The 25,181-nt window shown below is 72.4% G+C and carries 24 protein-coding genes; 6 read left to right on the top strand and 18 right to left on the bottom strand.

Annotation, left to right across the window (positions count from 1 at the left end; genetic code table 11):
• Positions 1–8: 8 nt before the first annotated feature.
• Entirely contained in the window at positions 9–776 is a 768-nt protein-coding gene (locus tag EAD89_RS17425) for an enoyl-CoA hydratase/isomerase family protein (protein ID WP_121676491.1), read from the bottom strand.
• A 46-nt stretch (positions 777–822) separates the two neighbouring features.
• Positions 823–1,050 (bottom strand): helix-turn-helix domain-containing protein, encoded by a 228-nt coding sequence (locus EAD89_RS17430; RefSeq protein ID WP_007462679.1) that lies wholly within the window; start codon positions 1,048–1,050, stop codon positions 823–825.
• A 219-nt stretch (positions 1,051–1,269) separates the two neighbouring features.
• Between EAD89_RS17430 and EAD89_RS17435 the strand changes: the two genes are divergently transcribed.
• Positions 1,270–1,869 (top strand): cadmium resistance transporter, encoded by a 600-nt coding sequence (locus EAD89_RS17435; RefSeq protein ID WP_121656694.1) that lies wholly within the window; start codon positions 1,270–1,272, stop codon positions 1,867–1,869.
• Between the two features lie 40 nt (positions 1,870–1,909).
• On the opposite strand, the gene EAD89_RS17440 is transcribed toward EAD89_RS17435, so the two are convergent.
• On the bottom strand, positions 1,910–3,514 hold the full coding sequence (locus EAD89_RS17440; RefSeq protein WP_121676492.1) for an ABC-F family ATP-binding cassette domain-containing protein: 1,605 nt from the start codon (positions 3,512–3,514) through the stop codon (positions 1,910–1,912).
• A 263-nt stretch (positions 3,515–3,777) separates the two neighbouring features.
• Between EAD89_RS17440 and EAD89_RS17445 the strand changes: the two genes are divergently transcribed.
• Positions 3,778–4,698, top strand: a complete 921-nt coding sequence (locus tag EAD89_RS17445; RefSeq protein ID WP_121676493.1) for a neutral zinc metallopeptidase — start codon at positions 3,778–3,780, stop codon at positions 4,696–4,698.
• A 155-nt stretch (positions 4,699–4,853) separates the two neighbouring features.
• Here EAD89_RS17445 and EAD89_RS17450 read toward each other — a convergent pair whose 3' ends face one another.
• The 8 genes from EAD89_RS17450 to ngcE form a co-directional block, all read right to left on the bottom strand.
• Complete coding sequence (locus EAD89_RS17450) at positions 4,854–5,507, bottom strand: acVLRF1 family peptidyl-tRNA hydrolase (RefSeq protein WP_121676511.1); 654 nt, start codon at positions 5,505–5,507, stop codon at positions 4,854–4,856.
• Positions 5,508–5,557: 50 nt separating this feature from the next.
• Entirely contained in the window at positions 5,558–6,190 is a 633-nt protein-coding gene (locus EAD89_RS17455) for a LysE family transporter (protein WP_121676494.1), read from the bottom strand.
• Positions 6,191–6,807: 617 nt separating this feature from the next.
• Complete coding sequence (locus tag EAD89_RS17460) at positions 6,808–7,236, bottom strand: SRPBCC domain-containing protein (protein WP_121676495.1); 429 nt, start codon at positions 7,234–7,236, stop codon at positions 6,808–6,810.
• On the bottom strand, positions 7,229–7,549 hold the full coding sequence (locus EAD89_RS17465) for a helix-turn-helix transcriptional regulator (protein WP_121656876.1): 321 nt from the start codon (positions 7,547–7,549) through the stop codon (positions 7,229–7,231). The genes EAD89_RS17460 and EAD89_RS17465 overlap by 8 nt, the downstream gene beginning before the upstream one ends.
• Positions 7,542–7,919, bottom strand: a complete 378-nt coding sequence (locus EAD89_RS17470) for a glyoxalase superfamily protein (protein ID WP_121676496.1) — start codon at positions 7,917–7,919, stop codon at positions 7,542–7,544. Before EAD89_RS17470 ends, EAD89_RS17465 begins: the two co-directional genes overlap by 8 nt.
• Before the next feature lie 46 nt (positions 7,920–7,965).
• The gene (locus EAD89_RS17475; RefSeq protein WP_121676497.1) at positions 7,966–8,871 is read right to left on the bottom strand and encodes a carbohydrate ABC transporter permease; all 906 of its coding nucleotides are present in this window, start codon (positions 8,869–8,871) and stop codon (positions 7,966–7,968) included.
• A complete protein-coding gene (locus tag EAD89_RS17480; RefSeq protein ID WP_121676498.1) occupies positions 8,868–9,776 on the bottom strand; it encodes a carbohydrate ABC transporter permease in 909 nt (302 codons plus the stop codon). Before EAD89_RS17480 ends, EAD89_RS17475 begins: the two co-directional genes overlap by 4 nt.
• A gap of 62 nt (positions 9,777–9,838) precedes the next feature.
• On the bottom strand, positions 9,839–11,254 hold the full coding sequence (gene ngcE / locus EAD89_RS17485; protein ID WP_121676499.1) for an N-acetylglucosamine/diacetylchitobiose ABC transporter substrate-binding protein: 1,416 nt from the start codon (positions 11,252–11,254) through the stop codon (positions 9,839–9,841).
• Positions 11,255–11,457: 203 nt separating this feature from the next.
• On the opposite strand from ngcE, the gene EAD89_RS17490 reads away from it, so the two are divergent.
• Entirely contained in the window at positions 11,458–12,855 is a 1,398-nt protein-coding gene (locus EAD89_RS17490) for an acyltransferase (protein ID WP_121676500.1), read from the top strand.
• On the opposite strand, the gene EAD89_RS17495 is transcribed toward EAD89_RS17490, so the two are convergent.
• The 4 genes from EAD89_RS17495 to EAD89_RS17510 all read right to left on the bottom strand — a co-directional run bounded on the left by EAD89_RS17495 (position 12,827) and on the right by EAD89_RS17510 (position 17,361).
• Positions 12,827–14,314 (bottom strand): CoA-acylating methylmalonate-semialdehyde dehydrogenase, encoded by a 1,488-nt coding sequence (locus EAD89_RS17495; RefSeq protein WP_121676501.1) that lies wholly within the window; start codon positions 14,312–14,314, stop codon positions 12,827–12,829. The genes EAD89_RS17490 and EAD89_RS17495 overlap by 29 nt on opposite strands.
• Positions 14,311–15,609 (bottom strand): aspartate aminotransferase family protein, encoded by a 1,299-nt coding sequence (locus EAD89_RS17500; protein ID WP_121676502.1) that lies wholly within the window; start codon positions 15,607–15,609, stop codon positions 14,311–14,313. The genes EAD89_RS17495 and EAD89_RS17500 overlap by 4 nt, the downstream gene beginning before the upstream one ends.
• 107 nt (positions 15,610–15,716) lie before the next feature.
• Entirely contained in the window at positions 15,717–16,472 is a 756-nt protein-coding gene (locus tag EAD89_RS17505; RefSeq protein WP_121676503.1) for a hypothetical protein, read from the bottom strand.
• Positions 16,473–16,497: 25 nt separating this feature from the next.
• Positions 16,498–17,361 carry a hypothetical protein gene (locus EAD89_RS17510; protein WP_121676504.1) on the bottom strand — a complete coding sequence of 288 codons (864 nt, stop codon included), beginning with the start codon at positions 17,359–17,361 and terminating at the stop codon, positions 16,498–16,500.
• An 84-nt stretch (positions 17,362–17,445) separates the two neighbouring features.
• Here EAD89_RS17510 and EAD89_RS17515 point away from each other — a divergent pair, with 84 nt between their 5' ends.
• Positions 17,446–18,414: a hypothetical protein gene (locus EAD89_RS17515; protein ID WP_233578775.1), complete on the top strand. Its 969-nt coding sequence runs from the start codon at positions 17,446–17,448 to the stop codon at positions 18,412–18,414.
• A gap of 18 nt (positions 18,415–18,432) precedes the next feature.
• Here EAD89_RS17515 and EAD89_RS17520 read toward each other — a convergent pair whose 3' ends face one another.
• Both EAD89_RS17520 and EAD89_RS17525 read right to left on the bottom strand, forming a co-directional pair.
• Positions 18,433–19,218 (bottom strand): 2OG-Fe(II) oxygenase, encoded by a 786-nt coding sequence (locus EAD89_RS17520; protein ID WP_121676505.1) that lies wholly within the window; start codon positions 19,216–19,218, stop codon positions 18,433–18,435.
• A gap of 57 nt (positions 19,219–19,275) precedes the next feature.
• Positions 19,276–21,474, bottom strand: coding sequence for a tetratricopeptide repeat protein (locus EAD89_RS17525; protein ID WP_121676506.1), 2,199 nt, complete (start codon positions 21,472–21,474; stop codon positions 19,276–19,278).
• 359 nt (positions 21,475–21,833) lie between these two features.
• Between EAD89_RS17525 and EAD89_RS17530 the strand changes: the two genes are divergently transcribed.
• Positions 21,834–22,406 (top strand): hypothetical protein, encoded by a 573-nt coding sequence (locus EAD89_RS17530; RefSeq protein WP_147458824.1) that lies wholly within the window; start codon positions 21,834–21,836, stop codon positions 22,404–22,406.
• A 34-nt stretch (positions 22,407–22,440) separates the two neighbouring features.
• Here the strand turns inward: EAD89_RS17530 and murD are convergent, their stop codons facing one another.
• Positions 22,441–23,787: a UDP-N-acetylmuramoyl-L-alanine--D-glutamate ligase gene (gene murD, locus EAD89_RS17535; protein ID WP_121676508.1), complete on the bottom strand. Its 1,347-nt coding sequence runs from the start codon at positions 23,785–23,787 to the stop codon at positions 22,441–22,443.
• 82 nt (positions 23,788–23,869) lie between these two features.
• Here murD and EAD89_RS17540 point away from each other — a divergent pair.
• On the top strand, positions 23,870–25,181 hold a 1,312-nt coding region (locus tag EAD89_RS17540; RefSeq protein ID WP_121676509.1), incomplete at its 3' end, for a hypothetical protein.

Consider the following 25,181-nt stretch of genomic DNA (forward strand, 5'->3'; position numbering starts at 1 on the left):
GGTCCTTACTATTCTCCCTGGCCGGCGAGGTCACGCAGCCGCCGGGTCTGTGCCTCCCGTTCGGCGCGCTGCTGGTCGGCGTGCGACCGCCCGGCCGCACCGGCGATCAGAGCCTTGATCTCCACCACCGCGTCCCGTGCGCCGGCGAGCAGCCCGGCGGTCAGGTCACGGACGGCGTCGTCCAGCTCGGTGGGAGGCACGACCAGCGTGGCGAGCCCGATCCGGTCCGCCTCGGCCGCGTCCAGCCGCCGGCCGGTCGCGCAGATCTCCAGCGCCCGGGCATAGCCGACCAGCTCGACGAGGCGCTTCGTGCCGGCCAGGTCGGGCACCAGGCCGAGGGTCACCTCGGCCATCGACAGGTTCGCGTCGGCGGTCAGGACGCGCAGGTCGCAGGCCAGAGCGAGCTGGAACCCGGCGCCGATCGCGTGACCCTGCACGGCCGCGACCGAGATGACGTCGGGCCGGTGCAGCCAGGTGAACCCGGCCTGGAACTCGGCGATGCGGTCGGCACACTCCTGCTCGGGCAGCGTGGCCAGCTCGGCGAAGGAGCCCGGCCCGGACGCGCCGGCCACGGCGAGGTCGAGACCGGCGGAGAACGCGCGCCCCTCGCCCCGGACCACAACCACCCGCACATCGCCGGGCAGGTCGCGGGAGAAGTCGCTCATCGCGCGCCACATCGCGGGCGTCTGCGCATTGAGCACGTCGGGCCGGCACAACGTCACCGTGGCGACCGGCCCGTCGCAGGTCAGCCGGACCCCGGTCGTCTCGGCGGTCACCGGACCGCCCGGGGAACGGCGCTGGTGGACGACGCTGAGGGTCGGGTCACGCCTTCTTGCGGCGCCGGGCACCGCCGCGCTGACGCAGCTGCACCCCGGACTCGGTGAGCACTCGGTGGATGAACCCGTAGGAACGGCCGGTCGAGGCCGCCAGCGCGCGGATGCTTTCCCCCGAGGTGTACCGCTTTACCAGGTCCTTGGCGAGCGTCTGACGCTCGGCTCCGACGATCCGGCGACCCTTCTCAGTGCTGGTGGCTGTGCCAGTGGCTGCCATGCTGTGTCCTCACGTCCCAGACTGTGCGGTTCGGATACGGTCCCACCTATTAGACCGTCTCGAACGATCATGCGCCAGATATCAACTCTTCGCCAACCGACACGCTATGCAATGTCAGCTTCCCGATAGAGTGATCCTGGCGATCGGTCCCGCCGCGCCGTCCGGGCGTACCACCATCGCCGTGCGACAGTGCCCGCCGACGACCCGTACCCTGCGGTCGTGATCGACCTGCTGGGCACCGCGGCCGGGGCGGCCGTGGTCTTCGCCGCCACCGACATCGACGACATCGTCCTCCTGACGCTGTTCTTCGTCAGCGCCCGCCGCACCGGCCGCCCGCGGGCCCGGCAGATCGTCGCCGGACAATATCTGGGCATCGGGACACTGGCACTGGCCAGCGCGGTGGTCGCCGCGGGTCTGCTGGTGGTGCCCGACCCGTGGACCGGGCTGCTCGGTCTGCTGCCGATCGCGCTCGGGATCCGCGCCCTCGTGCGGCGCGACGACGACGAGGCGCCCGCCGTGGTGGCCTCCACGCTCGGCGTGGCCGGGGTGACGATCGCGAACGGCGCGGACAACGTGGCCGTCTACGTACCCGTGTTCCGCGCCCTCGGCCCGGCCGACAGCGCGGTCTTCCTGCTGGTCTTCGTGCTGCTCATCGCGCTGTGGTGCGCCGCCGGGGCCTGGCTGGGCGGGCACCCCCGGGTGGTGCGCCTGGTGGAGCGCGCCGGCCACTGGCTGGTGCCGGCGATCTTCGTCGGCATCGGGGTGGTGATCCTGGTCAGCTCCGGCGTGCTCGGCCGGCTGGTCGACCTGCTCGGCTGAGGGCGGCCGGGCGGGGCGGCCCCGCCCGACACGCGACCGGTCAGGCCAGCTCGACCAACTCGAGCAGGTCGTCGCTCCAGGCGTCCTCGTCGCCGTCCGGCAGCAGGATCGCCCGGTCCGGCTTGAGCGCCAGGACCGCGCCCGGGTCGTGGGTGACCAGCACGATCGCGCCCGGGTAGTTGGCGATCGCGTCGAGCACCTGCTCCCGGCTGACCGGGTCGAGGTTGTTCGTCGGCTCGTCGAGCAGCAGCACATTGGCGCCGGAACAGACCAGGGTGGACAGGGCCAGCCGGGTCTTCTCGCCGCCGGACAGCACCCCGGCCGGCTTGTTCACGTCGTCGCCGGAGAAGAGGAACGCGCCGAGAATCTTGCGCAGGTCCGTGTCGGACTGCTCGACGGCGGCGGCGCGCATGTTCTCCAGCACCGTCCGCTCCACGTCCAGCGTCTCGTGCTCCTGGGCGTAGTAACCCAGCCGCAGGCCGTGCCCGGCGTGCACCTCGCCGGTGTCCGGCGCCAGCAGGCCGCCGAGCATCCGCAGCAGCGTCGTCTTGCCGGCGCCGTTGAGCCCCAGGATGGCCACCCGGGAGCCGCGGTCCACCGCCACGTTGACGTCGGTGAAGATCTCCAGCGACCCGTACGACTTGGACAGGCCGGTCGCGGTGAGCGGGGTCTTGCCGCACGGCGCCGGGCTGGGGAAGCGGACCTTGGCGACCCGGTCGGCGACCCGCACCTCCTCCAGGCCGGAAATCAGCTTCTCGGCCCGGCGGGCCATGTTCTGCGCGGCGACGGTCTTGGTGGCCTTGGCCCGCATCTTGTCGGCCTGCGCCATCAGGGCGCCGGCCTTCTTCTCGGCGTTGGCCCGCTCCCGGCGACGGCGGCGCTCGTCGGTCTCGCGCGCCTCCAGGTACGCCTTCCAGCCCAGGTTGTACACGTCGACCACGGACCGCGTGGCGTCGAGGAACCAGACCTTGTTGACCACCGACTCCAGCAGCGCGCCGTCGTGGGAGATCACGATCAGGCCGCCCTTGTGGTTGGCCAGGAAGCCCCGCAGCCAGGTGATCGAGTCGGCGTCGAGGTGGTTGGTCGGCTCGTCGAGGAGCAGGATGCCGCCGCCGTTCTCGCCGGCGTCCCGGAACAGGATCCGGGCCAGCTCGATACGCCGTCGCTGCCCGCCGGAGAGGGTGCCGATGGACTGCGCGAGCGCGCGGTCCGGCAGGCCCAGGTTGGCGCAGATCCGCGCGGCCTCGGCCTCGGCGGCGTACCCGCCCAGGGCGGCGAACTGGTCCTCCAGCGCGCCGTAGCGGCGGACCAGCTTCTCGTCGGCGTCCTCGGCGAGCTTGGCCTCGATCTCCTGCATCTGGGACATCAGCACGTCCAGGCCGCGCGCGGAGAGGACCCGGTCGCGACCGGTCACCTCCAGGTCGCCGGTACGCGGGTCCTGCGGCAGGTAGCCGATGGCGCTGCGCTGGTCGATCTGCCCGGCGTACGGCTGACCCTCGCCGGCGAGCACCTTCAGCGTGGTGGTCTTCCCGGCGCCGTTGCGGCCCACCAGGCCGATCCGGTCACCGGGCTGCACACGCAGGGTGGTGTCGGACAGCAGGATCCGGGAGCCGGCACGCAGTTCCAGGCCGGTGGCAGTGATCATCTGTTCGGGGCTCGCTCTCGGGGTCTGGAAGGCTGACTCGGGGCACGCGAAACCGCCGGCGGGCTCGGTGGCCCGACGGCGCGGGGCGGTTCAGCCTTCGCAGCGCAGCACCCAACCAGTGTACCGGGCGTCGCTGGAGGGCCCGTCCGGATTACCGATCAAGATCATCGGGTACCGAAAGCGCTGTCCGGACCCCGTCCGGCATTTTGAGGACAGAACGACATTCACACGACATTCACCGGCATACGGCGATCGGGGTCAGCATGGAACTCAACGAGCGGGCCGAGCTCGACACCTCCCAGGTCAACGACCGGGGCCGGGGCGGTGGAGGGGGCGGTGGCCTCGGCATTCCACTTCCCGGCGGCGGTGGTCGCGGCGGACTGATCGGCATCGTGGTGGCCGTGCTGGTCGCGCTGCTCGGCGGTGGGTTCGGCCTGAACGCGATGACCAACGGCGACGAGGGCGGGCAGGCCGGCGGCACCGACCTGGAGCAGCTCTGCTCGCGCGACAACCCCCAGCGCTTCGACGACCTGCGCTGCCGCAACCTGGCCTACGTCAACAGCATCCAGGGCTACTGGCAGGAGGCGTACCCGGAGCTGGGCAACGGGAAGTACGAGCCGACCGACACCAACTACTTCCAGGCCGCCGTGAACACCGGCTGCGGGCAGGCCGACTCGGGCGTCGGCCCGTTCTACTGCCCCGCCGACCGGCAGGTCTACATCGACCTCAGCTTCTACGAGGAGTTGGCCTCCCGGTTCGGCGCCAAGGGCGAGTTCGCCCAGCCCTACGTGCTCGCCCACGAGTACGGACACCACATCCAGAACCTGCTCGGCACCAACGAGAAGGCCAGCCAGGGCGACCAGAGCGGCCCCCGCTCCGCGTCCGTCCGGCTGGAGTTGCAGGCCGACTGCTACGCCGGCGCCTGGGCCAAGCACGCCACCGAGACCAAGGACAAGACCGGCCAGGAACCGCTGTTCAAGTCGATCACCCAGACCGACATCAGCGAGGCGCTGAAGGCCGCCGAGGCGATCGGCGACGACAGCATCCAGGAACGCTCCGGCGGGCAGGTCAACCCGGACTCGTTCACCCACGGCACCTCAGCGCAGCGCCAGCGCTGGTTCCAGCAGGGCTACGACCAGGGCAACCCGAAGACCTGCGACACCTTCGGCACCGACCAGCTCTGAGACTGGCCCCGGTCGCCGTCCCCGTCGATCATGAAGTTGTGGTGCCCGGTATGGGCGGACGAGCAACCTTCGTCCACCACCACAACTCCATGATCGACACGGGAGGGGCAGCACGGCGGAACGCCAGGAACGCCGGTTCCTCCGAGCGGGCAAGGTCAGTCGGGTGCCGGGTCGCGCAGCCGGATCCGTACCGCACGAGCCGCAGCCACCGCGGCGACGAGCACCGCGTGCCGAGGCTCGGGCACGTCGAGCAGCCGCTCGGCGCGCAGGGGCACGAGCGGGGCCAACCGCCGATCGGCCAGCACCGTGTCCACCGCCTTGCGGTCACCACCGCAGACCATCGCCGTCAGCGCCGCCGCCTCCGGCAACAGCAGGCGTACGGCCAGGTCCGCCGCATCACCCAGCGCCGCCTTGGCCTGGTTGTCGCGCCGCCGGGCGAACCGGTGCTGGGACCATCCACCAGCGGCGGTGCGCCCCTGCACGTACCGGGTGTCCACCTTGGAGACGACAAGGTCGGCGCCCTCGGCCACGCCGACGGCCACCGCGCCCTTGCGGGCCAGCAGCAGGCCGATCCGGCGGGGCGCCACGGCAGCGGCCACGAACCCGGGGACGTCACCGCTGGCCGGCGCGCCGGGTGGGGCGTACAGCTCGGCGGTGGCCCCGTCCGGGGCGGTGAGCAGCAGGCCGTACTCCCGCTCGGTGGTGGCGTGCGGGCCGTGCCGGTCGGCGAAGCCCTCGACCCAGCGCCCGACGCGGGCCGGGTCGACCTCCACCCACCGGCCTCCCCCGGCTGCGGGTCGACTGGTCACCGCCCGACCGTACGGCACGACAGCGCAGATCGGGCGGTCGGGCGCGGCGCTCAGCCCGGCAGCAGCGCGGCCACCGCCAGCGCGGCGATCAGCGCGCTGGAGACCAGGCCGGTGACCAGGCGCCCGCGCGGGCTGCTCAGTGCCCGACCGACCACGGTGCCACCGCCGGCGATGACCAGCTGCCAACTCGCCGACGCCAGGAACACGCCCGCCACGAAGAGCGCCGCCGCGCCCGGGTCCGCGTCGGCGGTGTCCCGACGACCGAGCACCAGCGCGGTGAAGTACAGCACCGTCGCCGGGTTCAGCAGGGTCAGCCCGAGCAACGCCGCGTAGGCCCGCCCGGGCGTGCTCAGACCACGCCCGACGGGTGCCGCCGGCGTCTGCCGCGAGCGGTGGGCGGACCAGGTCCGCCACAGACCGTGCCCGGCGAGACCGAGCAGGACCACGGCGGCGACCACCCGCAGCGGCCCGGCGACCGGCCCGACGATCCCGGCCAGGCCGGCGCCACCGAGCGCGGCGACCGCCGCGTACAGGCCGTCGGCCGTCGCCACCGCGAGCGCCGCGGCCGCGCCGACCCGAAACGAGGTACGCGCACTCAGGCCCAGAATCAGGATCGCGATCGCGCCGACGGGGATGGCGACGCCGTAACCGGCCACCAGACCGGCCAGGAACGCCCCGCTCACGGACGTCGGTGCCGGGTCGAGGCTCGTCCCCGGACCGGCCGCTGTCGACGCACGGCAGTGGCCGCACGGACAGGGACCTGCATCGGGTACGCCTCAATCACACGCGCATCCTGCGCGCCGAAGCCACGCCGGCGCCACCGCATTTCCCAGCCCCGCGCCCGCACGCCCCCGCGTCCCGCGCCGTGCGCCCCGCGCCGTGCACCCCGCGCCAAGATCCGCACAACATCGCCGAAGTTGTTGCCTCCGGGGAGCGGAAGGCCCCAACGTCCCCGATGTTGTGCGGATCTTGGGGCGCGTCGGCGCGTCGGCGCAGCGGGCCCGTCGCAGGTACGAACGATGCGCATGATCGCGCTCGATCCAGGAAGTAGTCCCCATCCGTCGGGCGGTGAGGACTCTTTCCAGGATCGAGCACGATCATGGGTCCGCGACGCGGCGCTCCACAGCACGACGCGACGCGACGCGACGCGACGCTCCACAGGGCGGCACGACGCGGCACGGCGCGGCACGACACGGCACGATGCGGTGCGGTGCGGTGCGGCGCGGCGCGGTGCGGCGCGGCGCGGTGCGGCGCGGCGCGGTGCGGCGCGGTGCCAGCGCAGGCGTGGAGGTGCGGTGGGCTAGGACGGGGGCGCGTCGAGGACCTTGGTCAGGCGGCGCCAGACGTGCGAGCGCCAGCCGCCGTCGAGCAGGGCGTAGGTGCGCTGTTGGAGCGGGTCGTCCGGGTCGAAGCCGGAGTGTTCGAGGAAGAGCCGGGTGCCCCGGCCCTCGGCGAGGAGGGTCCAGGTCACCACCGTGTCCAGCGATCCGCCGCGCCAGGACCAACGCAGCAGGCGCTGGGGGTCGAGGTCGAGCACCTCGCAGCGCACGATGCCGTCGAACCCGGGGCGCGGGTCGGTGCGGAACGTGAACCGGTGGCCGACGACGGGCACGAAGTCGGTCTGCATCAGCCAGCGCGCGATGAGATCAGGATCGGTCAGCGCCCGCCAGACCTTTGCTGGTGGATGGGGCAGGAACTGATCCACCCGGATGGTGCCGCGCTCACTCATCGTCGAGCTCGTCCAGCACGTCGCGCAGCGCGCCGAGGCGACCGCGCCAGTACGCCTCGTACGGGCTGAGCCAGTCGGCGACCTCGCGTAGTGGCTCCGGCCGCAGTGCGTACAGCCGTTGCCGGCCGACTGGCCGCTCGGTCACGAGGCCGGCTTCCTTGAGCACCTTGAGGTGCTCGGACAGGCTCGGCCGACGCATGTCGAAGTGGTCCGCGAGCCGCTGCACCGGCTGCTGGCCGCCGTCGCGCAGCAGCCGCAGCAGCTCCCGGCGGGTCGGGTTGGCGAGCGCCGCGAAGACGTCCGACTCAGACACGGGTGGCCTGCAGGACGATGCCGTTGCCGTCCGGGTCGTCGAAGGTGGCGTAGCGGCCCCAGGGGGCGGACCGGACGCCCCCGTCGGCGAAGTCCACCCCCCGCTCCCGGAGCCGGGCGACGTCCGCGTCCAGGTCGTCGGTCTCCAGCACCAGGCCCTTGAGCGACCCGGGCGGCATGGTCGGGAACCAGGTGACCAGGGTCAGGGCGGTGGCGGCACCCGGCGGTGCGACCTGCACCCAGCGCCCGCCGTCGGGGCCCATCGGGTTGTCCCAGATCAGGTCGAACCCGAGCACGTCGACGTAGAAGTCCCGGGCCCGGTCCTGGTCGGCGACGGGCACGGAGAGCAGTTGCACGTGGGTCACGGTCATGCCGACCACAATAGGTAGGAGTTTTCCTACCGGTCAAGCGGAGACCCTACTTGAGCTGGCCCGCGGTCAGCCCGGTCTGCACCTGTCGCTGGAAGCCCACGTACACGGCGAGCACCGGCAGCACGGCGATGCTCAGCCCGGCGAAGAGCCGGGCGTAGTCGCCGGCGTAGCCCTGACTGACCGACAGGGCGAACAGCCCCTGGGCGAGCACCCACTTGGACTCGTCGCCCTGCATCAACACCTGCGGTAACAGGAACTGGTTCCAGTGGCTGAGGAAGTTGAAGAGCGCCACACTGATCAGTCCCGGACGCGCCATCGGCAGCATCACCCGGAAGAACAACCGGAAGTGACCGCAGCCGTCGACCATCGCGGCCTCGGCCACCGAGGTCGGCAGCGTCCGGAAGAACGCGGTCAGGAAGAACACCGTGAACGGCAGCGAGTAGGCCGCGTACACCAGGATCAGGCCGGTCCAGGTGCCGAAGAGACCGGCGTTGCGGACCACGAAGAAGAGCGGCACCAGGGCGAGGAACACCGGGAACATCAGCCCGCCGACGAAGAGGTAGTAGACGAACTGCCGGCCACGGAACTCGTACCGGGCGAAGACGTACGCGGCGGTGGCGCCCATCAGCATGGTGAGGCTGACCGAGCCGGCCACCACGACCAGGCTGTTGAGGAAGTACCGGCCGATGTGCGCGCCGGTCCAGGCCCGCGCCCAGTTGTCCCAGTGCAACGCCCCGGGCAGCCCCCACGGGTCGGCCAGGATCTCGCCGTTGGTCTTGAACGAGCTGATGAACATCCACAGCAGCGGCAGAACGGTGAGCAGGCCCCAGATCAGCAGGAACCCGTGCGAGAAGACGTTGGCCACGCCGAGTTCGCGGCGGATCGGGCGGTCCCGGCCGGCGGCGGACGTCGGAGCGGTGGCGGTGGTGGCGGGCTTGTCCAGTGTGGTCACGAGTACTCGATCCGATCGCGCCGGCCGACCCGCAGCGACAGCGCCGCCACCGAGAGGGTCAGGAAGAACATCACCACGCCGATGGCCGAGGCGTAGCCGAACTTGGTTTCGCTGCCGAAGGCGGTGTCGTACATCCGTACGCCGATCACGTCGGTGGAGAAGTTCGGCCCGCCGTTGGTCATCAACTGCACGAGGATGAACCCGTCCAGGGCGAAGATGGCCAGGTAGACCCAGGCGACCTGGACGGTGTCCCAGAGCAGCGGCAGCGTGACCCGGCGTAGCGTGGTGAACCGGGACGCGCCGTCGAGCAGCACCGCCTCGTAGATCTCCTTGGGAACGGCCGACATGGCCGCGCCGAACAGCACCACGTAGAAACCGACGTTGCTCCAGACCATCACGGCCAGCACGCACCAGAAGGCGGTCGCCGGGTCGCCGAGCCAGGTCGGCGCGGGGAGGCCGAGGGCGTGCAGCCCACTGGTGAGCAGCCCCTGGTTGGGGTGGTAGACCTCCTTCCAGAGCAGCGCGATGATCACCACGGAGAGCACCTGCGGGAAGAAGTACACCGTGCGGTAGAGCGCACCGCCGCGTACCCCGGTCACACCGGCGCGGCCCTTGCGCCCACCCATGGCGAGCATGGTGGCGAAGAAGAGCCCGAGCACGATGGTCAGCACCGGCACCAGCGCCAGCAGAATCGCGTTGTTCTGCAACGCGTTCCAGACGTACCCGTCGTTCCACAGGGTCTTGAAGTTCGCCAGGCCGACCGAGTTGGCGTCGGCCGAGTAGCCGAGCCAGTCGGTGGTGGAGATCTGGAACGCCTGGAGGTACGGCGACACGACGAAGACGATGTACAGCAGCACCGGCGGCACCAGGAAGGTGACGATCAGCGGCCACTTGCCATGTCTCACGATGAGGACCTACTTCCCGTGGTGCGGCCGGTGGGGGCCGTCCGCCCCCACCGGCCGGGGCGTCACGCTGCCCGCTTGAACTTCTTGATCGAGCTGTCCTGGGCGATCGAGTCGGCGCCCTTCTGGCACTGGTCGAGGAAGTCCGCCGGGCCGATCCGGCCGCTGAAGAACTCGCCGCACGCGGCGTCGACGAGGTTGCGCTCCAGCTTGCGGTAGAAGTTGTTGTAGACCCAGTTGAAGCCGTTGGCGCCGGACGCGTCCAGTGCCTTGACCACGGTGCTCAGCCCGTACGGCAGCTCGACGCCCTCGGTGGCGCCGGCCACCACGGTGAGGCTGGCGACCTTCTTCGTGAAGTCCTGGGCGCCCTTCTTGGACAGCATGGTCCGGAAGTACTCCAGGCCGCCGGCGACGTTGCGGGCCTTGGCCGGCACCATGAACGGCTCGCCGGCGGTGCCCCGGATCGCCTCGAACGGCAGCTTGTCGCCGCTGCCCAGGCTCGGCGTCGGCGCGATGGTCATGTTGAAGCCGGCCGGGGTGACGTCCTTCTGCTCGCTCTCCAGCCAGGAGCCGCAGGAGATGAACGCGGCCTTGCCCTGGCACCAGGCCGTCTGCGACTGCTTGTGGTCGAGGCCGGGCGAGCCCTCCAGGATGTACTTGTCCTTGACGATCTGGTGCCAGGCGTCGGCAGCGGCCTTCATCGCGTCGGACTTCCAGGCGTTCGGCTCCAGGTTGTCGAGGGCGGTGGCCACCGACGGGCCGCCGAACTTGATCGCGGTGGAGATCAGCGGCCAGCTCATGTAGCGCGGGTGGATGCCGGCGTACGTCCAGGGGGCGATGCCGGCGGCCTTGATCTGCTTGCAGAGCGCGATGTGGTCGTCCCAGGTCTTGGCGTACTCCCACTTGCGATCCGTGAACAGCTTGCTGGAGTGCCAGATGCCGTACGCGGTGTAGGTGTAGTTCATCACCAGGAACTTGCCGTCGTACGAGCCGATCTCGACCGCGCCGGGCAGCAGGGTGTCCTTGACCGTCTTGCCGGGGACGTCGAGGCTCGGGGCGGCGAGCAGCTCGCCGAGGTCGGCGAGGGCGTTCTGGCTGACCAGGCCGTTGAAGTCGATCTGGCCGGTGCCGGAGTTGTTGACCACGTCCGGCGGGGTGCCGTCGACGAAGCGCGGCTGGAGGGTCTTGCTGATCTCCTGGGTGACGGAGTGCTTGATCGTCGCCTTCGGGTACCGCTCGGTGTACATGGTCTCGTGGGCCTTGGCGTACTCATCGCCGAACCCACCGCCGAAGATCACCACCTCGAGCGGAGCGTCCTCCTTCACGCCGAGCGGGTTCTGCTCGCTCTTGGTGCCCTTGTAGGCGTTGGCGTCGCTCTTGTCGTCGCCGCCGCCGGTGGCGCAGCCCGTCAGCAGGCCGGCGGCGGGGGTGGCCAGCAGGCCGGCGGCGGCGCTGCGCCGCAGGATGTCACGCCTGTTCATGATGTCTCCTCGGGTCGGGTCGGGCGGGCGCCGGTGATGGGGGTGGCGTCCGTCGCATCGAGGCGCTGGGGGGGATGTGTTGCTTGTCTTCATTTGACACGAAGTCGTTGAAGAATTTCTACGGCAGCGACGCCCGGACTTCAACCCCCGGCAGCCGAACCGTTATCACCACCGGCCAACACCGGGTCGCATACCCTGAGGCGATGCGCCGCCTGCGCCAGCTCGCGGAGCGCACCCCGCCCAGCCGGGAGCGGTACATCGACCTGCTCCGCGCCCTGGCCATCACCATGGTCGTCCTCGGACACTGGGGCGTCACGGTGATCGAACGGGACGCCTCCGGTCGGCCCACCGGGCACTCCGCGCTCGGCGACCTGCCCTGGGCGTACCCGCTGACCTGGGTGGCCCAGGTGATGCCGGTCTTCTTCCTCGTCGGCGGCTACGCCAACGCGGCCTCGCTGACCCGGCTGCGGGCCCGCGACGGCGACGCCGCCGGCTGGCTGCTCGACCGCAGCGCCCGGCTGGTGCGCCCCACCAGCGTGCTGGTGCTGGTGCTCTGCGCCGCGGCGGCGGTGGCCCGGCTGCTCGACGCCGACCCGACCCGGATCCGAGAGGTGGTCTGGTTCGCCACCATCCCGCTCTGGTTCCTGGTCGCCTACCTGGCGGTGGTCGCGCTCACCCCACCGATGTACGCGCTGCACCGCCGCTTCGGCCTCGCCGTCCCGCTGGTGCTCGTCGCCCTGGTCGGCGTCGGCGACCTGGCCCGGCTGACCGGGCGGGAAGAGCTGGCGTACGGCAACTACCTGTTCGGCTGGCTGGCCGTGCACCAGCTCGGCTTCGCCTGGCACGACGCCCGCGCCGCCCCGCCCGGCGTGGCCGGAGCCGCCGGCCCGTCGGCGCCCGGCCATCCGGGGGTACGCCGACGCCGGCTGCCCACCTCCCGCCGGGCCGGCGTGGTGTTCCTGGCCGGCGGGCTGGCCGCGCTGCTCCTGCTCACCGTGCTCGGCCCCTGGCCGGTGTCCATGCTGCACGTGCCCGGCGAGCGGCTGGACAACGCCGCGCCGCCCAGCCTCGCGCTGCTGGCCGTCGCCGCCACCCAGCTCGGCCTGATCCTGCTGCTACGCGGCCCGGCGGAGCGCCTGCTGCGCCGCACCGGCCCGTGGCAGCTCGTGATCGGGGTCAACCTGGTGGTGCTGACCGTCTTCCTCTGGCACCTGAGCGCCGCCGTCCTGCTGGTCGGCCTGCTCGACGCGACCGGGACGCTGCCCACCCCGGCGGTCGGCTCGGCGGCCTGGTGGGCGTGGCGGCTGCCCTGGCTGCTGCTGCTCGCGGTGGTCCTGGCGATCCTGGTCGCCATCTTCGGGCCGGTGGAGGCCCGCAGCAGCCGGCACCGCACCGCGCGCCGGGCCGGCGGCGGCACCACGACCCGGACGGCGCTGACCGTGGCCGGCTACGCCGCCGTGGTGGCCGCGCTGCTGATCAACAGCGCGACCCCGGCGCGAACCCCGGAACCGCTCGGCACGCCCGTCCCGGCGCTGCTGGCGTACCTGGCCGGGGCGGGCGTGCTGCGGCTGCTCAGGTCTGGGTGGGGAACCCGAGGTTGACGCCGCCGTGGCGCGGGTCCAGCCACCGGCTGGTGACCACCTTGCCTTGGGTGAAGAACCGCACCCCGTCCTCGCCGTGCGCGTGCAGGTCGCCGAAGAGCGAGGACTTCCAGCCGCCGAACGAGTGGTACGCCATCGGCACCGGGATCGGCACGTTGATCCCGACCATGCCCACCTCCACCTCGTGCTGGTAGCGCCGGGCCGCACCACCGTCGTTGGTGAAGATCGCCGTGCCGTTGCCGTACGGGCTGGCGTTGACCAGCTCCACCGCCTCGTCGTACGAGCCGACCCGGACCACGCTCAACACCGGCCCGAAGATCTCGTCCGTGTAGATCGACATCTGCGGGGTCACCCGGTCGAACAGCGTCGGGCCCAGCCAGAAGCCGTCCGGGTCGCCGTCCGGCGTCACGTCCCGCCCGTCCACCACCGGCACCGCGCCGGCGGCCACCCCGGCGTCCACGTAGGCGCGCACCTTCGCGGCGTGCGCGGCGGTGACCAGCGGGCCCATGTCGCAGCCGCGCCGGCCGTCGCCGGTACGCAGCCCGGCCAGCCGCGCGGCGATCCGCTCGACCAGCGCGTCCGCCACCGGCTCCACCGCCACCAGCACCGAGATGGCCATGCACCGCTCCCCCGCCGACCCGAACCCGGCGTTGACCGTCGCGTCGGCGGCCAGGTCCAGGTCGGCGTCGGGGAGCACCACCATGTGGTTCTTCGCCCCGCCGAGCGCCTGCACCCGCTTGCCGGCGGCGGTGCCGCGCTGGTAGACGTACCGGGCGATCGGGGTGGAGCCGACGAACGACACCGACCGCACCTCCGGGTGGTCCAGCAGCGCGTCGACCGCCTCCTTGTCGCCGTTGACCACGTTCAGCACCCCGTCGGGCAGGCCCGCCTCGGCGAACCACTCGGCCAGCAGCAGCGCCGCGCTCGGGTCCTTCTCACTCGGCTTGAGCACCACCGCGTTGCCGCACGCCACCGCGACCGGCACGAACCACAGCGGCACCATCACCGGGAAGTTGAACGGGGAGATCACCGCGACCACCCCGAGCGGCTGCCGGATCGTGTACGAGTCGACCTCGGTGGAGACGTTCTCGCTGAACGCGCCGCGCAGCGCCGAGGGCAGGCCGCAGGCGTACTCGATCACCTCCAGACCGCGCTGCACCTCCCCGGCGGCGTCGGCGAGCACCTTGCCGTGCTCGGCGGTGATCACCTCGGCGAGCCGGTCGCGGCGCGCGTGCACCAGCTCGCGGAACGCGAACAGCACCGCCGACCGCTTCGCCAGCGACGCGTCCCGCCACGACCGGGCGGCGAGCACGGCGGCCCGCACCGCGACGTCGACGTCCGCGGTCGAGGCCAGCTCCACCTCGGCGGTACGCCGACCGGTCGCCGGGTCGAACACGTCGCCACGCCGCTCGGACGTGCCGCCGACCCGCTTGCCGTCGATGAAGTGCCCGATGCTCATGCCGCCACCTCCGCCGCCGAGCGGATCGCGTCGACGAGGATCGCCAGACCCTCGCGGGCCTCCTCCTCGGTCAGCGTCAACGGTGGACCCATCCGCAGCACGTTGCCGTACAGGCCGCCCTTGCCCGCGAGCAGCCCGCCGTCGCGGCACGCCTCGAAGACGCGGTTCGTCAGCGCCGGATCGGGCTCGCTGGTGCCCGGCCGGACGAACTCGACGCCGAGCATCAGCCCCTTCCCGCGTACCTCGGCGACGCAGTCGAGACCGCCCACGGCGGACCGCAGGCCGTCGGCGAGGATCGCGCCGACCCGGGCCGCGTTCGCCTGGAGGTCGTGTGCGATCAGGTAGTCGAGCACCGCGTTGCCGGCCGCCGTGGAAATGGGGTTGCCGCCGAACGTGGAGAAGCTGATGGCCGGCACCGACTCCAGCACCTCGGCGCGCCCGACCACCCCGGCGAGGGCGAACCCGTTGCCGATCCCCTTGGCGAAGGTGAGCAGGTCCGGGGTGACGCCGTGCGCCTGGTAGCCCCAGAAGTGCTCCCCGGTACGCCCCCAGCCGGTCTGCACCTCGTCGGCGATGAACAGGATGCCGTGCTCGTCGAGGACCTTCTTCCAGCCCGCGAAGAGCCCGTCCGGCGGGTGCACGAAACCACCGACGCCCTGAATCGGCTCGGCGATCAACGCCGCCACGTCGCCGGCGGTCTGGGTGGCCAGCACCTCGCGCAGGTCGTCCACCGCCGCGTCGACCTGCTCCTCGGCGCTCAGCCGGGCCAGCAGACCACGCACCCGGTCGCCGGAGTGCAGCCAGGCCACCTGGAGGGGGTTGAGCCCGCTGGCCGACCAGTTGCGGTTGCCGGTGACGCCCATCGCCGCGTACGACCGGCCGTGGTAGCTGTTGCGCACGGCCAGGATCTGGTGCGAGCGACGGTGGTTGGTGGCGACCAGCAGGGCGGCCTCGTTCGCCTCGGTGCCGGAGTTGGTGAAGAACACCCGCGCGTCCGGGATGCCGGAGCGCTGCGCGATCTTCTCGGCCAGCTCCACCTGCTGGCGGATCAGGTAGAGCGTCGAGGTGTGCGCGATGCCGGTGGCGAGCTGACGCTCGACCGCCTCCCGGATCTCCGGAATGTCGTAGCCGATCATGTTGGTCAGCACGCCGCCGAAGAAGTCCAGGTAGCTGCGGCCCTGGGCGTCGGTGACCCGGCGGCCCGAGCCGGACACCAGCTCGATCGGCTCGGCGTAGTACAGCGGCATCCAGGACGGGAGCACGGCCCGGTGCCGGGCCAGCAGGTCGTCGGTCATCGTGGCAACCCTTCAGCGGCGTTCGTGGATACCGCACGCTCCCACCGGCGGCCGGTGTGGACAACTGCCACTGTGTAGCGCAGCGCGCACCCGTCCCTGACAGTGCGTCAGCCGGCCGCGGTGGCGCTCCTGCGGCTACGGATCACGCCGACCCGCGTGGCCGCGTGCAGCGCCCCGGCCACCAGCGCGAAGGCCACCCAGCCGGCGGCCAGGGCGGCGACCGGCGGGCCGTCCTGCCACCGGTGGTACGCCGCCAGGAAAGCGACCAGCGCCAGGCTGTTGCGGGCGAAGTGCCGGGTGAACGCCACCAGGTCGCGGCGGCTCTCCACGGCCACCAGCACCCCGGAGTACGGAAACGTCACCACCATCGCGCGCAGCAGCTCGCCGAGCAGCCCGGTGAGCGTCGCGCCGAGCAGGATCACCAGCAGCTTGACCGGCGCCGGCAGTCGTCGCCCCGAATGCGCCCCGGTGACGGGCGCGGCGGGCTCGGGAGCGGGGTGGCGTCGGCGCAGCAGCAGCATCGCCAACGCCCAGAGCGCGACGGTGCCCACCAACGCCGGCGCGAACGGCACCGGCACGGCGAGCAGGCCCGCGCTGAACGCCACGTACCCGGCGATCCCGGCGGCGTCGGCGAGCAGGATCGGCCAGCGCAGCCGGTGGTGGGTGACCGCCACGACGACGAAGAACAGGTTGAGGCCGAGCACCCCGAGCAGTTGCGCGCCCTCCACCCGGTGCCCGGTGCTCACCAGGGCCAGCGACATCGGCAGCGGGAGACTGTAGACGAACGCCCGCAGGCGCACCGACCGGATCAGGCTCACCGCCCACACCACCGCCGTCACCAGCAGCACTGCGCTCACGGTCATCGGCGGGCCCGCCCTCCGGTCGCGGTCAGTCCAGGAAGGTCGCGGCCTCGACGCAGGCCTCGAAGACGTCGGTGAGCCGGGCCAGGTCGGCGGCGTTGACCGAGTACTGGTTCTCGGTGATCTCACCGTGCGCGCTCATCACGCCCTCCCAGCACGCGGCGCCGTCCCACAGGGTCAGGTTGACGTGCCGGGAGGCCTCGACCACGCCCCACGGCAGCAGCCCCACCCGCACCCCGGCACGGCGCTGCGCCCGCACCAGCTCGTCCAGCTCGTCGGTCACCCCGGCGTGCAGGAAGACCCGGGTGATCCGTACGCCCCGGGCCAGCGCCTCGACGTTGGCCGCCCAGTAGTGCCGCCCGATGTCGCCACGCCACCAGCTCAACTCGCCGCTGGCCCTCGGCATCACGTTGGTCACCGCGTCCAGCCGCCGTACGCACTCGCGGGTCGCGCCGAGCAGGTCCTGGAAGTCGTCGCCCGGCCGGATGATCCGCCCGGCGCGCAACTGCTCGGTCTGCGCCCGGAACCGTTCGAAGCGGCGTCGGGCCTCCTCGGCGACCCGGGTGCCCGGATGACGCTCGACCGCCTCCCGGGTGCCGGTGACCACCTCGGGCACCGCGTGCACCAGCCAGGACGGCCCCTCCAGCATCGTCCGCAGGTGGAAGCGGCGCTCGGCGCGGGCCAGCGAATCCACCAGCAGCGAGATGGTGGTGCCCATCAGCCCGGCGAGCAGCGATTCGACCCCGGTCGCCGCGTTCGTCAGGTCCAACGTGACGGAGAGCGAGATCGACAGCAGGATGCCGACCAGGGCGACCGGGTCGGTGTGCGCCAGCAGCCGGACGAACCCGCCGGGCGGTCCGACCCGACGGGGTCGGTGGAGCAAATCGGTCATCGAGGTACCTCCCGGGCGCCGACTGCCGCCAGGGTACGACGGGACGGCAAGAACGCCGTTCCGCCGGCCCGGTACGATCCGGCGGTGCCTGAGCTGCCCGTACCGCTGCCCATCCGGGTGTCGGGCGACCCGGCCGCCGGCATCGCCGGGTGGATCTGCGGGGAACCGATTCGCCGGCTGGTCGACCGCTTCGGCGGCAACTGGCCGGACGGCGACCTCGCCGACGTGCTCCGCTTCCTGGACGAGTTCTCCGCCCGACACTGGGACTTCCGGGGCGGCCGCGAGCGGCCCGACGCCCGGGAGCCGGACCTCGACCCCGCCACCGTCGAGCTGGTGCTCCAGGCGGCGGCGGCCCTCGGCCTGATCCGGCCGGTGGCGCCGGCCCGACCGGCGTACGCCCACCTGGTGGTTCTCGGCGGCCTGGCGCACGCCTGCGTGCGCCGGGTCGGGTACGCCGCGCACCTGCTGCGGGCCGGCGTGCCGGTGCGCGGCGAGGTCGCCGTGCTGGGCAGCTTCCGACCGCTGTCCGACTGGGAACGCCGGACGCTGGCCGACGCGGGCCTGCCCGCCGACGACACCGAGGTCGACGTGCTCGACACGGCCGTCCGGCGGGTGTTCGGGGTGGCCGCCCCCGCGGAGCAGGACGGTGTCGACACCGGGCACCCGCACCACTCCTGGTCGTCGCGGACCTATCGGCCGGAGGGCCTGCCGCCGGTGCGGGTGCTCGCCGCGCCGTCCAGCGAACCGCACCGGCGGCGCGCGCACACCGCCGACACGCAGCGATTCTGGGCCGGGCACGTCCAGCTCGCCCCGGGCGACGAGGTGCTGATGGTCACCGCGCCGATCTACGTGCCGTTCCAGCACTGCGACGCGCTACGCACCCTGGCCGTGCCGTACGGCTGCGGCATCGACACCGTCGGGGTGGACCCGGCGCTGGCCGACCTGGCCGTGCTGCCCGAGCAGACGCTCACGCCGGGGCGCTACCTCCAGGAGATCCGCTCGGCGATCCGCTCGATGCGCGCCCTGCACACCGCCCTGACGCACCCGGCGTGACACCGGCGCCGTGGCTCCTCAGGCGAAGATCAGCAGCGGGTCGGTCTCCGCGCGAACGCCGATGAAGCAGGCCGCCGAGGTACGGCAGCCCGCCCGCACCTCGCGGACGCCGTGCATCCGGCCCGCCTCGAACATCACCAGATCGCCCTTGCCGGGCAGCACGGTGTCCAACGGTGGGCCGACCCGCTCCGGCTCGATCCCGTAGTCGAACGGGTCGGCCTTGAGCGCCACGAACTCCTCCTCGGACAGCGTCCCCCAGAAGTCGATCTCGCCACCCGCGCCGGGCTCCGGCACCTCCAGGTAGATGTTCACCCCCAACCGCCGGTGCAGCCGGTACGCGTCGAGCAGCGGGATCTGCCGACGGTCGATGTGCGGGCGGCCCCGACCACCGGGCGTCATCCGACGCAGCACACCGGGCAGCATCATGCGACCGTCGTGCCGCCCGACCGTCGCCCCGTACGGCCACATCTCGTCCAGGTCGAGCCGGATCAGGTCGGTGGGTGACTGCTGCTCGGCGAACACGTCGTGGCGGATCAGCCGGGTCGTGTCGGCGGCGGTGTCCAGGTAGCGCTGGACGCTGTCGCCGCCGTTCGCCACCTCGCCCATCGACGTGCCGACACTGGTGAACTCCTTGGTGAGCAGGAAGTTCGCCTCGTCGACGGCGCGGACCACCCGGGGCAGCGCGGCGTCGCACTGCTCCGGCGGGTAGTACTCGCGGTGCCAGATCACGTCGATCTCACCGGACGCCAACTCCCGCAGCGACTCGGCGGTCAGTCGGTCCCGGCGACGCAGTTGATCGCTCACATCAGCTCCTCGTCAGGCTGGCTGCGGAACCGGAGCGGGACCTCGACGTCCCGTCCGTCACTCGCCACGAAGCTTCCTGAGGTCGGTCTCGGCCCGGACCGTGTCGGCGTGGTCGTCGCCGAGGATCCGCCGCCGGTCCTTGACCACCCCGGACAGCACCTTCTCCGCCTCGGCGGTGGCGCCGGTGGCGATGAGACACTCCGCCAGGGTGTGCCGGGCGGCGATCATCGCGACGTGCTGGACCTGCCGCTTGGCGCTGTCCGTCGAGAGGATCTCGCGGAGGTCGGCGAGGGCCTCCTCCACCTCACCCTCGCGCAGCCGGCACAGGTCCAGGGTGTGCCGGACCGTCAGGGTCTCGAAGTGGTCCGGTGCCCAGTGCCGCAGGCGGATCTCCAGGATCTCGGCCAGCTCGGCGTGCGCGTCGGCGTACCGTCCCTGGTAGACGATCGCGCGGGCCAGGCTGTGCCGCGCGGTCATGGTGTCCCGGTCCTCGGGGCCGCGCACCCGGTATTCGGCCTGGACGATGTCGCGCAGCTCGTCCTCGGCGTCGTGCCACCGGCCCTGTTCCAGGATGGTCCGGGCCAGCTTGTGCCGGCTGGCCAAGGTGTTGCGGTGCTCCCGGCCGAGCAGCGCCTCCCGGGCCGGGATGATGGCGCGCAGCTCGGTCTCGGCCCAGCTCAGATGCCCCTGCTCCAGCGCCGCCCGGCACCGTTCGTGGCGGAGGCTGAGCGCCGGCCGGCCGTTCAGGTCGACGCCGATGCGGCGGCACCCCGCCAGGCAGAGGTCCAGGAAGATCTCCGCCTGCCCGGGCAGGCCCACGGCCAGGATGTAGCGGGCGATCAGCCGGGCCAGATCGAGTGCGACGTCCAGCAGGTCGGGCCGGGTCCGGGGCAGGTCGCCGCTGTCGAGGAAATCCAACACCGCGCCCATCGTGGGTGGTGCCAGCAGGTGCCAACTCGCCCACTTGTCCGGCTCGTCGGGGTCGAACTCCTCCTCGCGAGGGCGGTCCGGGTCGCGCAGCCGAAGCGCGTCCAGCAGGTCGAGCACCAGCTCGTGGTACTCCGCCCGAGCGGCCACCACGTCGGGTAGGTCCCGGATCAGCTCGCGTACCAACGGATGCAGGGTGACCACGTGGGCGACCGGGGACTGGGCCGGCAGTGACTCGATCACCCCGAGGTCGACCAGCGCGAAGTCCGCCAACGAACGCAGGACCTCGCGCAGCCGGTCCTCCCCGATCTCGCCGATCAGCGGCGACGCCGACAGCCGGATCGGGTCGAGCAGCACGGCGTAGGGAATCGGCGCGTCACCGAGACACGCCAGCAGGCGGAGCACCGGCCGGGCCTGGTCGAGCCCGCGCCCGGCGAGCAGGTCCAGCGACATCTCCCAGGACTGCACCACCGGACGGACAGCCATGTCGAAGCCGCTGGAGCCGTTGCGCCGGATGCCGGTGCCGGTGCGCCGGTCCAGTGCCTCCCGGTAGTCGTCGTAGGTGCGGATCGAGGACCGGGTGGTGCCGACCGGGATGCGGTTGGCCTCGGCCAGGTAGGTGCCGGCGCCGCGCAGCGCCAGCGGGTGCCCCTTGAGCCGGGCGGCGAGCCCGGTCGCCTGGGCCAGGCTGCCGGGGGCGGTGCCGGCGAGGTCGACGAGCACCTGCGCGCCGTCCTCCGGCGACAGCTCGTCCACCAGGTACATCGTGGACCACTCGCCCCACGTGTCCCGCCGGCCGTCCCGGGTGGTGACCAGGACCAGCCCGTTGGCCGTACGCGGCTGGCGGAGCCAGCCCGTGCCGTCGGCGACCTGCCCGTCGGCGGGGGCCAGCAGAGTCGGTTCGTCGGCGTTGTCGAAGATCAGCAACCAGGGCCGGTGCGAGTTGTTCAACAGGTCCCAGACCAGCTCCACCGGGCTGCGGGCCTTGCCGGCCCAGGCGAGGTCGAGCTGGTTCTCCGGAGCCTGGAGCTGGCCCGCGACCTCGCGCATCCCGGCGCTGACCCGCGCCGAGTCCTTCGCCGAGATCCACCAGACCAGCCAGCCACGTTCCTCGAGCTGGCGGGCCACCTCCTGAGCGGTGAGGCTCTTGCCGCAGCCGCCCAGCCCCCAGAGGATCTGCGTGGCCTCCTCCGGGGCACGCACGGTGCCGCCGGGCGGCTCGGCGGCACGCAGGATCGTCTCGACCAGCTCGTCGCGGCCACGCAGCGGCAGCCGGTTGCGGCGAGGCGGAATGATCGAGAACCCGGTGCCCTGTGCCGGCGCGGTCATCGGCCCGGCTCCGTGCGGCCCGTCTCCCTTCGGCGCGTCTCCGGGCTGCCGCGCTCCGGACGGCCCGTCAGGAGACGGGCTGGCCGGGTCCGGCCGGGCCGGTGAAGGGTGGGGCGACGGTGGGTCATCTGGCCTCCCGGAGGGGCGTGACGGCAGGCTCCACGATGGTCGGTCCACGCCGAGGGGGTGGCGGCCGACCGCGTGATCCGTGACCCCAACACTACCCGCTGAAGCGCACACCAACACTCCGCGCAGCCGCACCAGGATGAAAGATGCAGTCCCGTCGGCGGGACGGCCGGTGGGCGCCGCTGAACGGTGGAGCCGAGGGCGGACTGGGGTACCGCGACTACCGTGGACGCATGTCGACTGTGGAGACTCTGGCGTTCATTCCGGTCGGATGGGGCGTCGACTGGGGATCCGTCCCAGACTGGTTCGGCGGCCTCGGCACCGTCGGCACGCTGCTCTTCGGCGTGCTCAGCCTGCGCCGTGAGTTGCGGGCCCGGCGCCGCGAGGACCGGGCCGCGCTGGCCCGACAGGCGCGGCTCCTCTCCAGCACCACCCGCACCGAGGGCAAGGGCGTCCTGCGCGTACGGGTCGCCAACGACAGCGACGGGCCGGTCTTCGACCTGGCCGCCACGCCGGTGGTGCACACCGGCGACCCGGGCCCCGGCGGCCGTCGAGTGCCGGTGGCCACGGTGACCGGCCCCGTCGACCGGCTCGACGGCGGGGCCGCCGCGGAGCTGTTCATCAACGTCGACCGCAGCGTCGACCTCAGCGGGTACGCATCGGCGACGGTGCAGCTGTGCTTCACCGACCAGCAGGGCAACCGGTGGCGGCGGGAGGGGACCGGCCAACCGCAGCCCGACCTCGGTGACGAGGCGGTGCCGGCCCGCCGTTCCTGGCTGCGCCGGCGTCCGTCACGATCCCGCTGAACCGTTCCCGCCAATCCGAGGGTCGCTCCGGGGGTCAGCCGGCGGTGTCGCGAACAGCCTCGGCGAAGACCTCGGAGCGGTGCTCGAAGTTGCGGAACCGGCCGTAGCTCGGCGCGGCCGGGGACAGCAGCACCACCCCACCGGCCGGGGTCAGCTCCCGCGACAGCCGCACCGCGTCCACCAGATCGTCGACCAGCTCGGCACGCACCTTGGGCAGGCCGGCGAGCGCCTCGACGATGCGGGCGCCGCTGTCCGGAATGCCGATCACGGTCAGCTCCCGCTCCGCCAGGTGCTCGGCCAGCGGCGAGTAGTCCAGCCCCCGGTCGTTGCCGCCGACGATCACGGTCAACGGCCGCCCCTCGTACGCGTCGATGGCGTGCATGGCCGCGTACGGGCTGGTGGCGAGGGTGTCGTCGACGAAGGTCAGCCCGGACGGGTCGGTGATCTCGGTGAGCCGGTGGGCCAGCCCCTGGAACTCGGCGACCGCCACGGCCAGGTGGTCCTTGCCGGCCACCACGTCGACGCCCAGCGCGTCGAGCACGGCGAGCGCGACGCAGAGGTTGCCCTCGTTGTGCCGGCCGACCAGCGGCAGCACGGCACGCGGGAAGAGCGGCTGGTCACCGAGGTGGAACCAGGGCGTGCCGTCGGCGCCGGTGGCGACGTTGGTGGTGTCGGGCCGACCCGCGCGGACCGCCGGGAGGGCCCCCAGCTCGGCGGCGAGCCGGGGGTCGGCGCCGTTCACCACGATCGTCTGCGGGTCGTGGGCGAGCAGGTTGAGCTTGTCCCGGTAGTACTCCCGCTCCCCGCCGTGCGCGTCCAGGTGCTCCGGGAAGAGCGCGGTGACCACCGCCACCCGGGGCGAGTCGGTGAGGTCGCTGCACTGGTAGCTGGACAGCTCCAGCACGTACAGCTCCGCCTCCGGCAGGTCGAGGGTGGGCACCCCGATGTTGCCGCCGAAGACGTTCGGCCGGCCCATCGCGGTGAGCAGGTGGCTGATCAGGCTGGAGGTGGTGCTCTTGCCCTTGCTGCCGGTGACCCCGACGGTGCGCGCGGCGTGGTCGGCCATCCACAGCGCGGTGCCCTGGGTGACCAGAACGCCGCGTCGGCGCAGCTCCACCAGCCACGGGTGGGTCTGCGGCACACCGGGCGAGCGGACCACCACGTCGGCGGCGGCCAGCCGCTCGAAACCCGCCTCGCCGGTGACCAGCGGAGCCGCCTCGGCCAGCGGGCCGTCCCAGGGCAGCGAGAGGAAGTTCGCGCTGTCGTCGACGGCGACCATCCCGGCCGGGCCGTGCGCGGCGATCGCGGTCACAGCTGCCCGGCCCTCCCGGCCGGTGCCCCAGACGGCGACGGTACGTCCGCGCAGGTCAGACAGGCGCACTGGGCTCTCCTCGGGGGTCGCGGCGGCGGCAGGGCGGGCCCGGTCCGGACACGGCCGGACGAACCAGGGCCTAGTATGGCGTGTGCCCAACGAGCAGCTCCGGCGGATGGACGCCTTCACCTTCCCGTCCTACTCGATCGACTTCGCCACCGGCGAGGTGTTGTTCGACTACGCCCTGACCGGCCCGGGCGGTGAGCAGCGGTTCACCGAGGTGATCACCCTTCCGCTGCCGGCGGAACCGCCCTCGGACGAGACGGTGGCGACCCTCGGCCGGGTGCTGGAGGTGCTGCACCTCGTCGCCGGGGTCAGCTACTACAAGGCCGCCGCGCCGCCCCGCCTCGTGCTGCCGGCGCCGCTGGGCGCGGCCACCGTCGACTACGTCACCGCCGTCTACACCAAGGGCCTCGCCGAGTACGCGTACCGCAACCAGCTGCCGCACGTGCTGGAGCTGCGCCCGGAGGTGCCGACCGGTGCGGTGACGCCGGCCCGGGTGTACGACGACTCCGACCGCCGTCCGCTCTCCGCGGTCGGCGGCGGCAAGGACTCGATCGTCAGCCTGGAGGCGCTGCGCCGGGCCGAGCTGGACCCGGTGCCGTTCTCGGTCAACCCGAACCACGTGATCATCTCGGTCAACGAGGCGTCCGGGCTGATCCCCCTCGCTGCCCGGCGGCGGATCGACCCGGTGCTGTTCGACCTGAACGCGGCCGGCGCGCTGAACGGCCACATCCCGGTCACCGCGATCAACTCGCTGATCGCGGTGGCGACCGCGGTGCTGCACGGGCTGGGCCCGGTGGTGATGTCCAACGAGCGCTCGGCGTCCGACCCGAACCTGGTCTGGAACGGTCACGAGATCAACCACCAGTGGTCCAAGGGCGTCGAGGCCGAGGGGCTGCTGCGCGGCGCGCTGGCCGAGCACGCCGGCCTCACCGAGCCGTACTTCTCGCTGCTGCGCTCCCTGTCCGAGCTGCACATCGCCCGGCTGTTCGCCGAGTTCACCCGGTACGACGACGTGGTGACCAGCTGCAACCAGGCGTTCAAGCTGCGCGACGCGAGCGAGCGCTGGTGCCGCGACTGCCCGAAGTGCCGGTTCGTCTTCCTGGCCATGGCGCCGTTCATGGCCCGGGAGCGGGTCACCCACATCTTCGGCGGCGACCTGCTCGCCGACCCGGAGCAGATCCCCGGCTACCGGGAACTGCTCGGCGTGGACGGGCACAAGCCGTTCGAGTGCGTGGGCGAGGTCGAGGAGTCGGTGGTGGCCCTCGGCCTGCTCGCCGAACAGGACCAGTGGCGCGACGCCCCGGTGATCCGCGCCCTGGTGGACGCCGTCCCCGCCACAGCCTGGTCGGCGGTGGCCAGCTCCGACGTCTTCACCCCCGGCGGCCCCAACCACATCC

This window comes from Micromonospora sp. BL4 (assembly GCF_003667505.1).
GTDB lineage: Bacteria > Actinomycetota > Actinomycetes > Mycobacteriales > Micromonosporaceae > Micromonospora.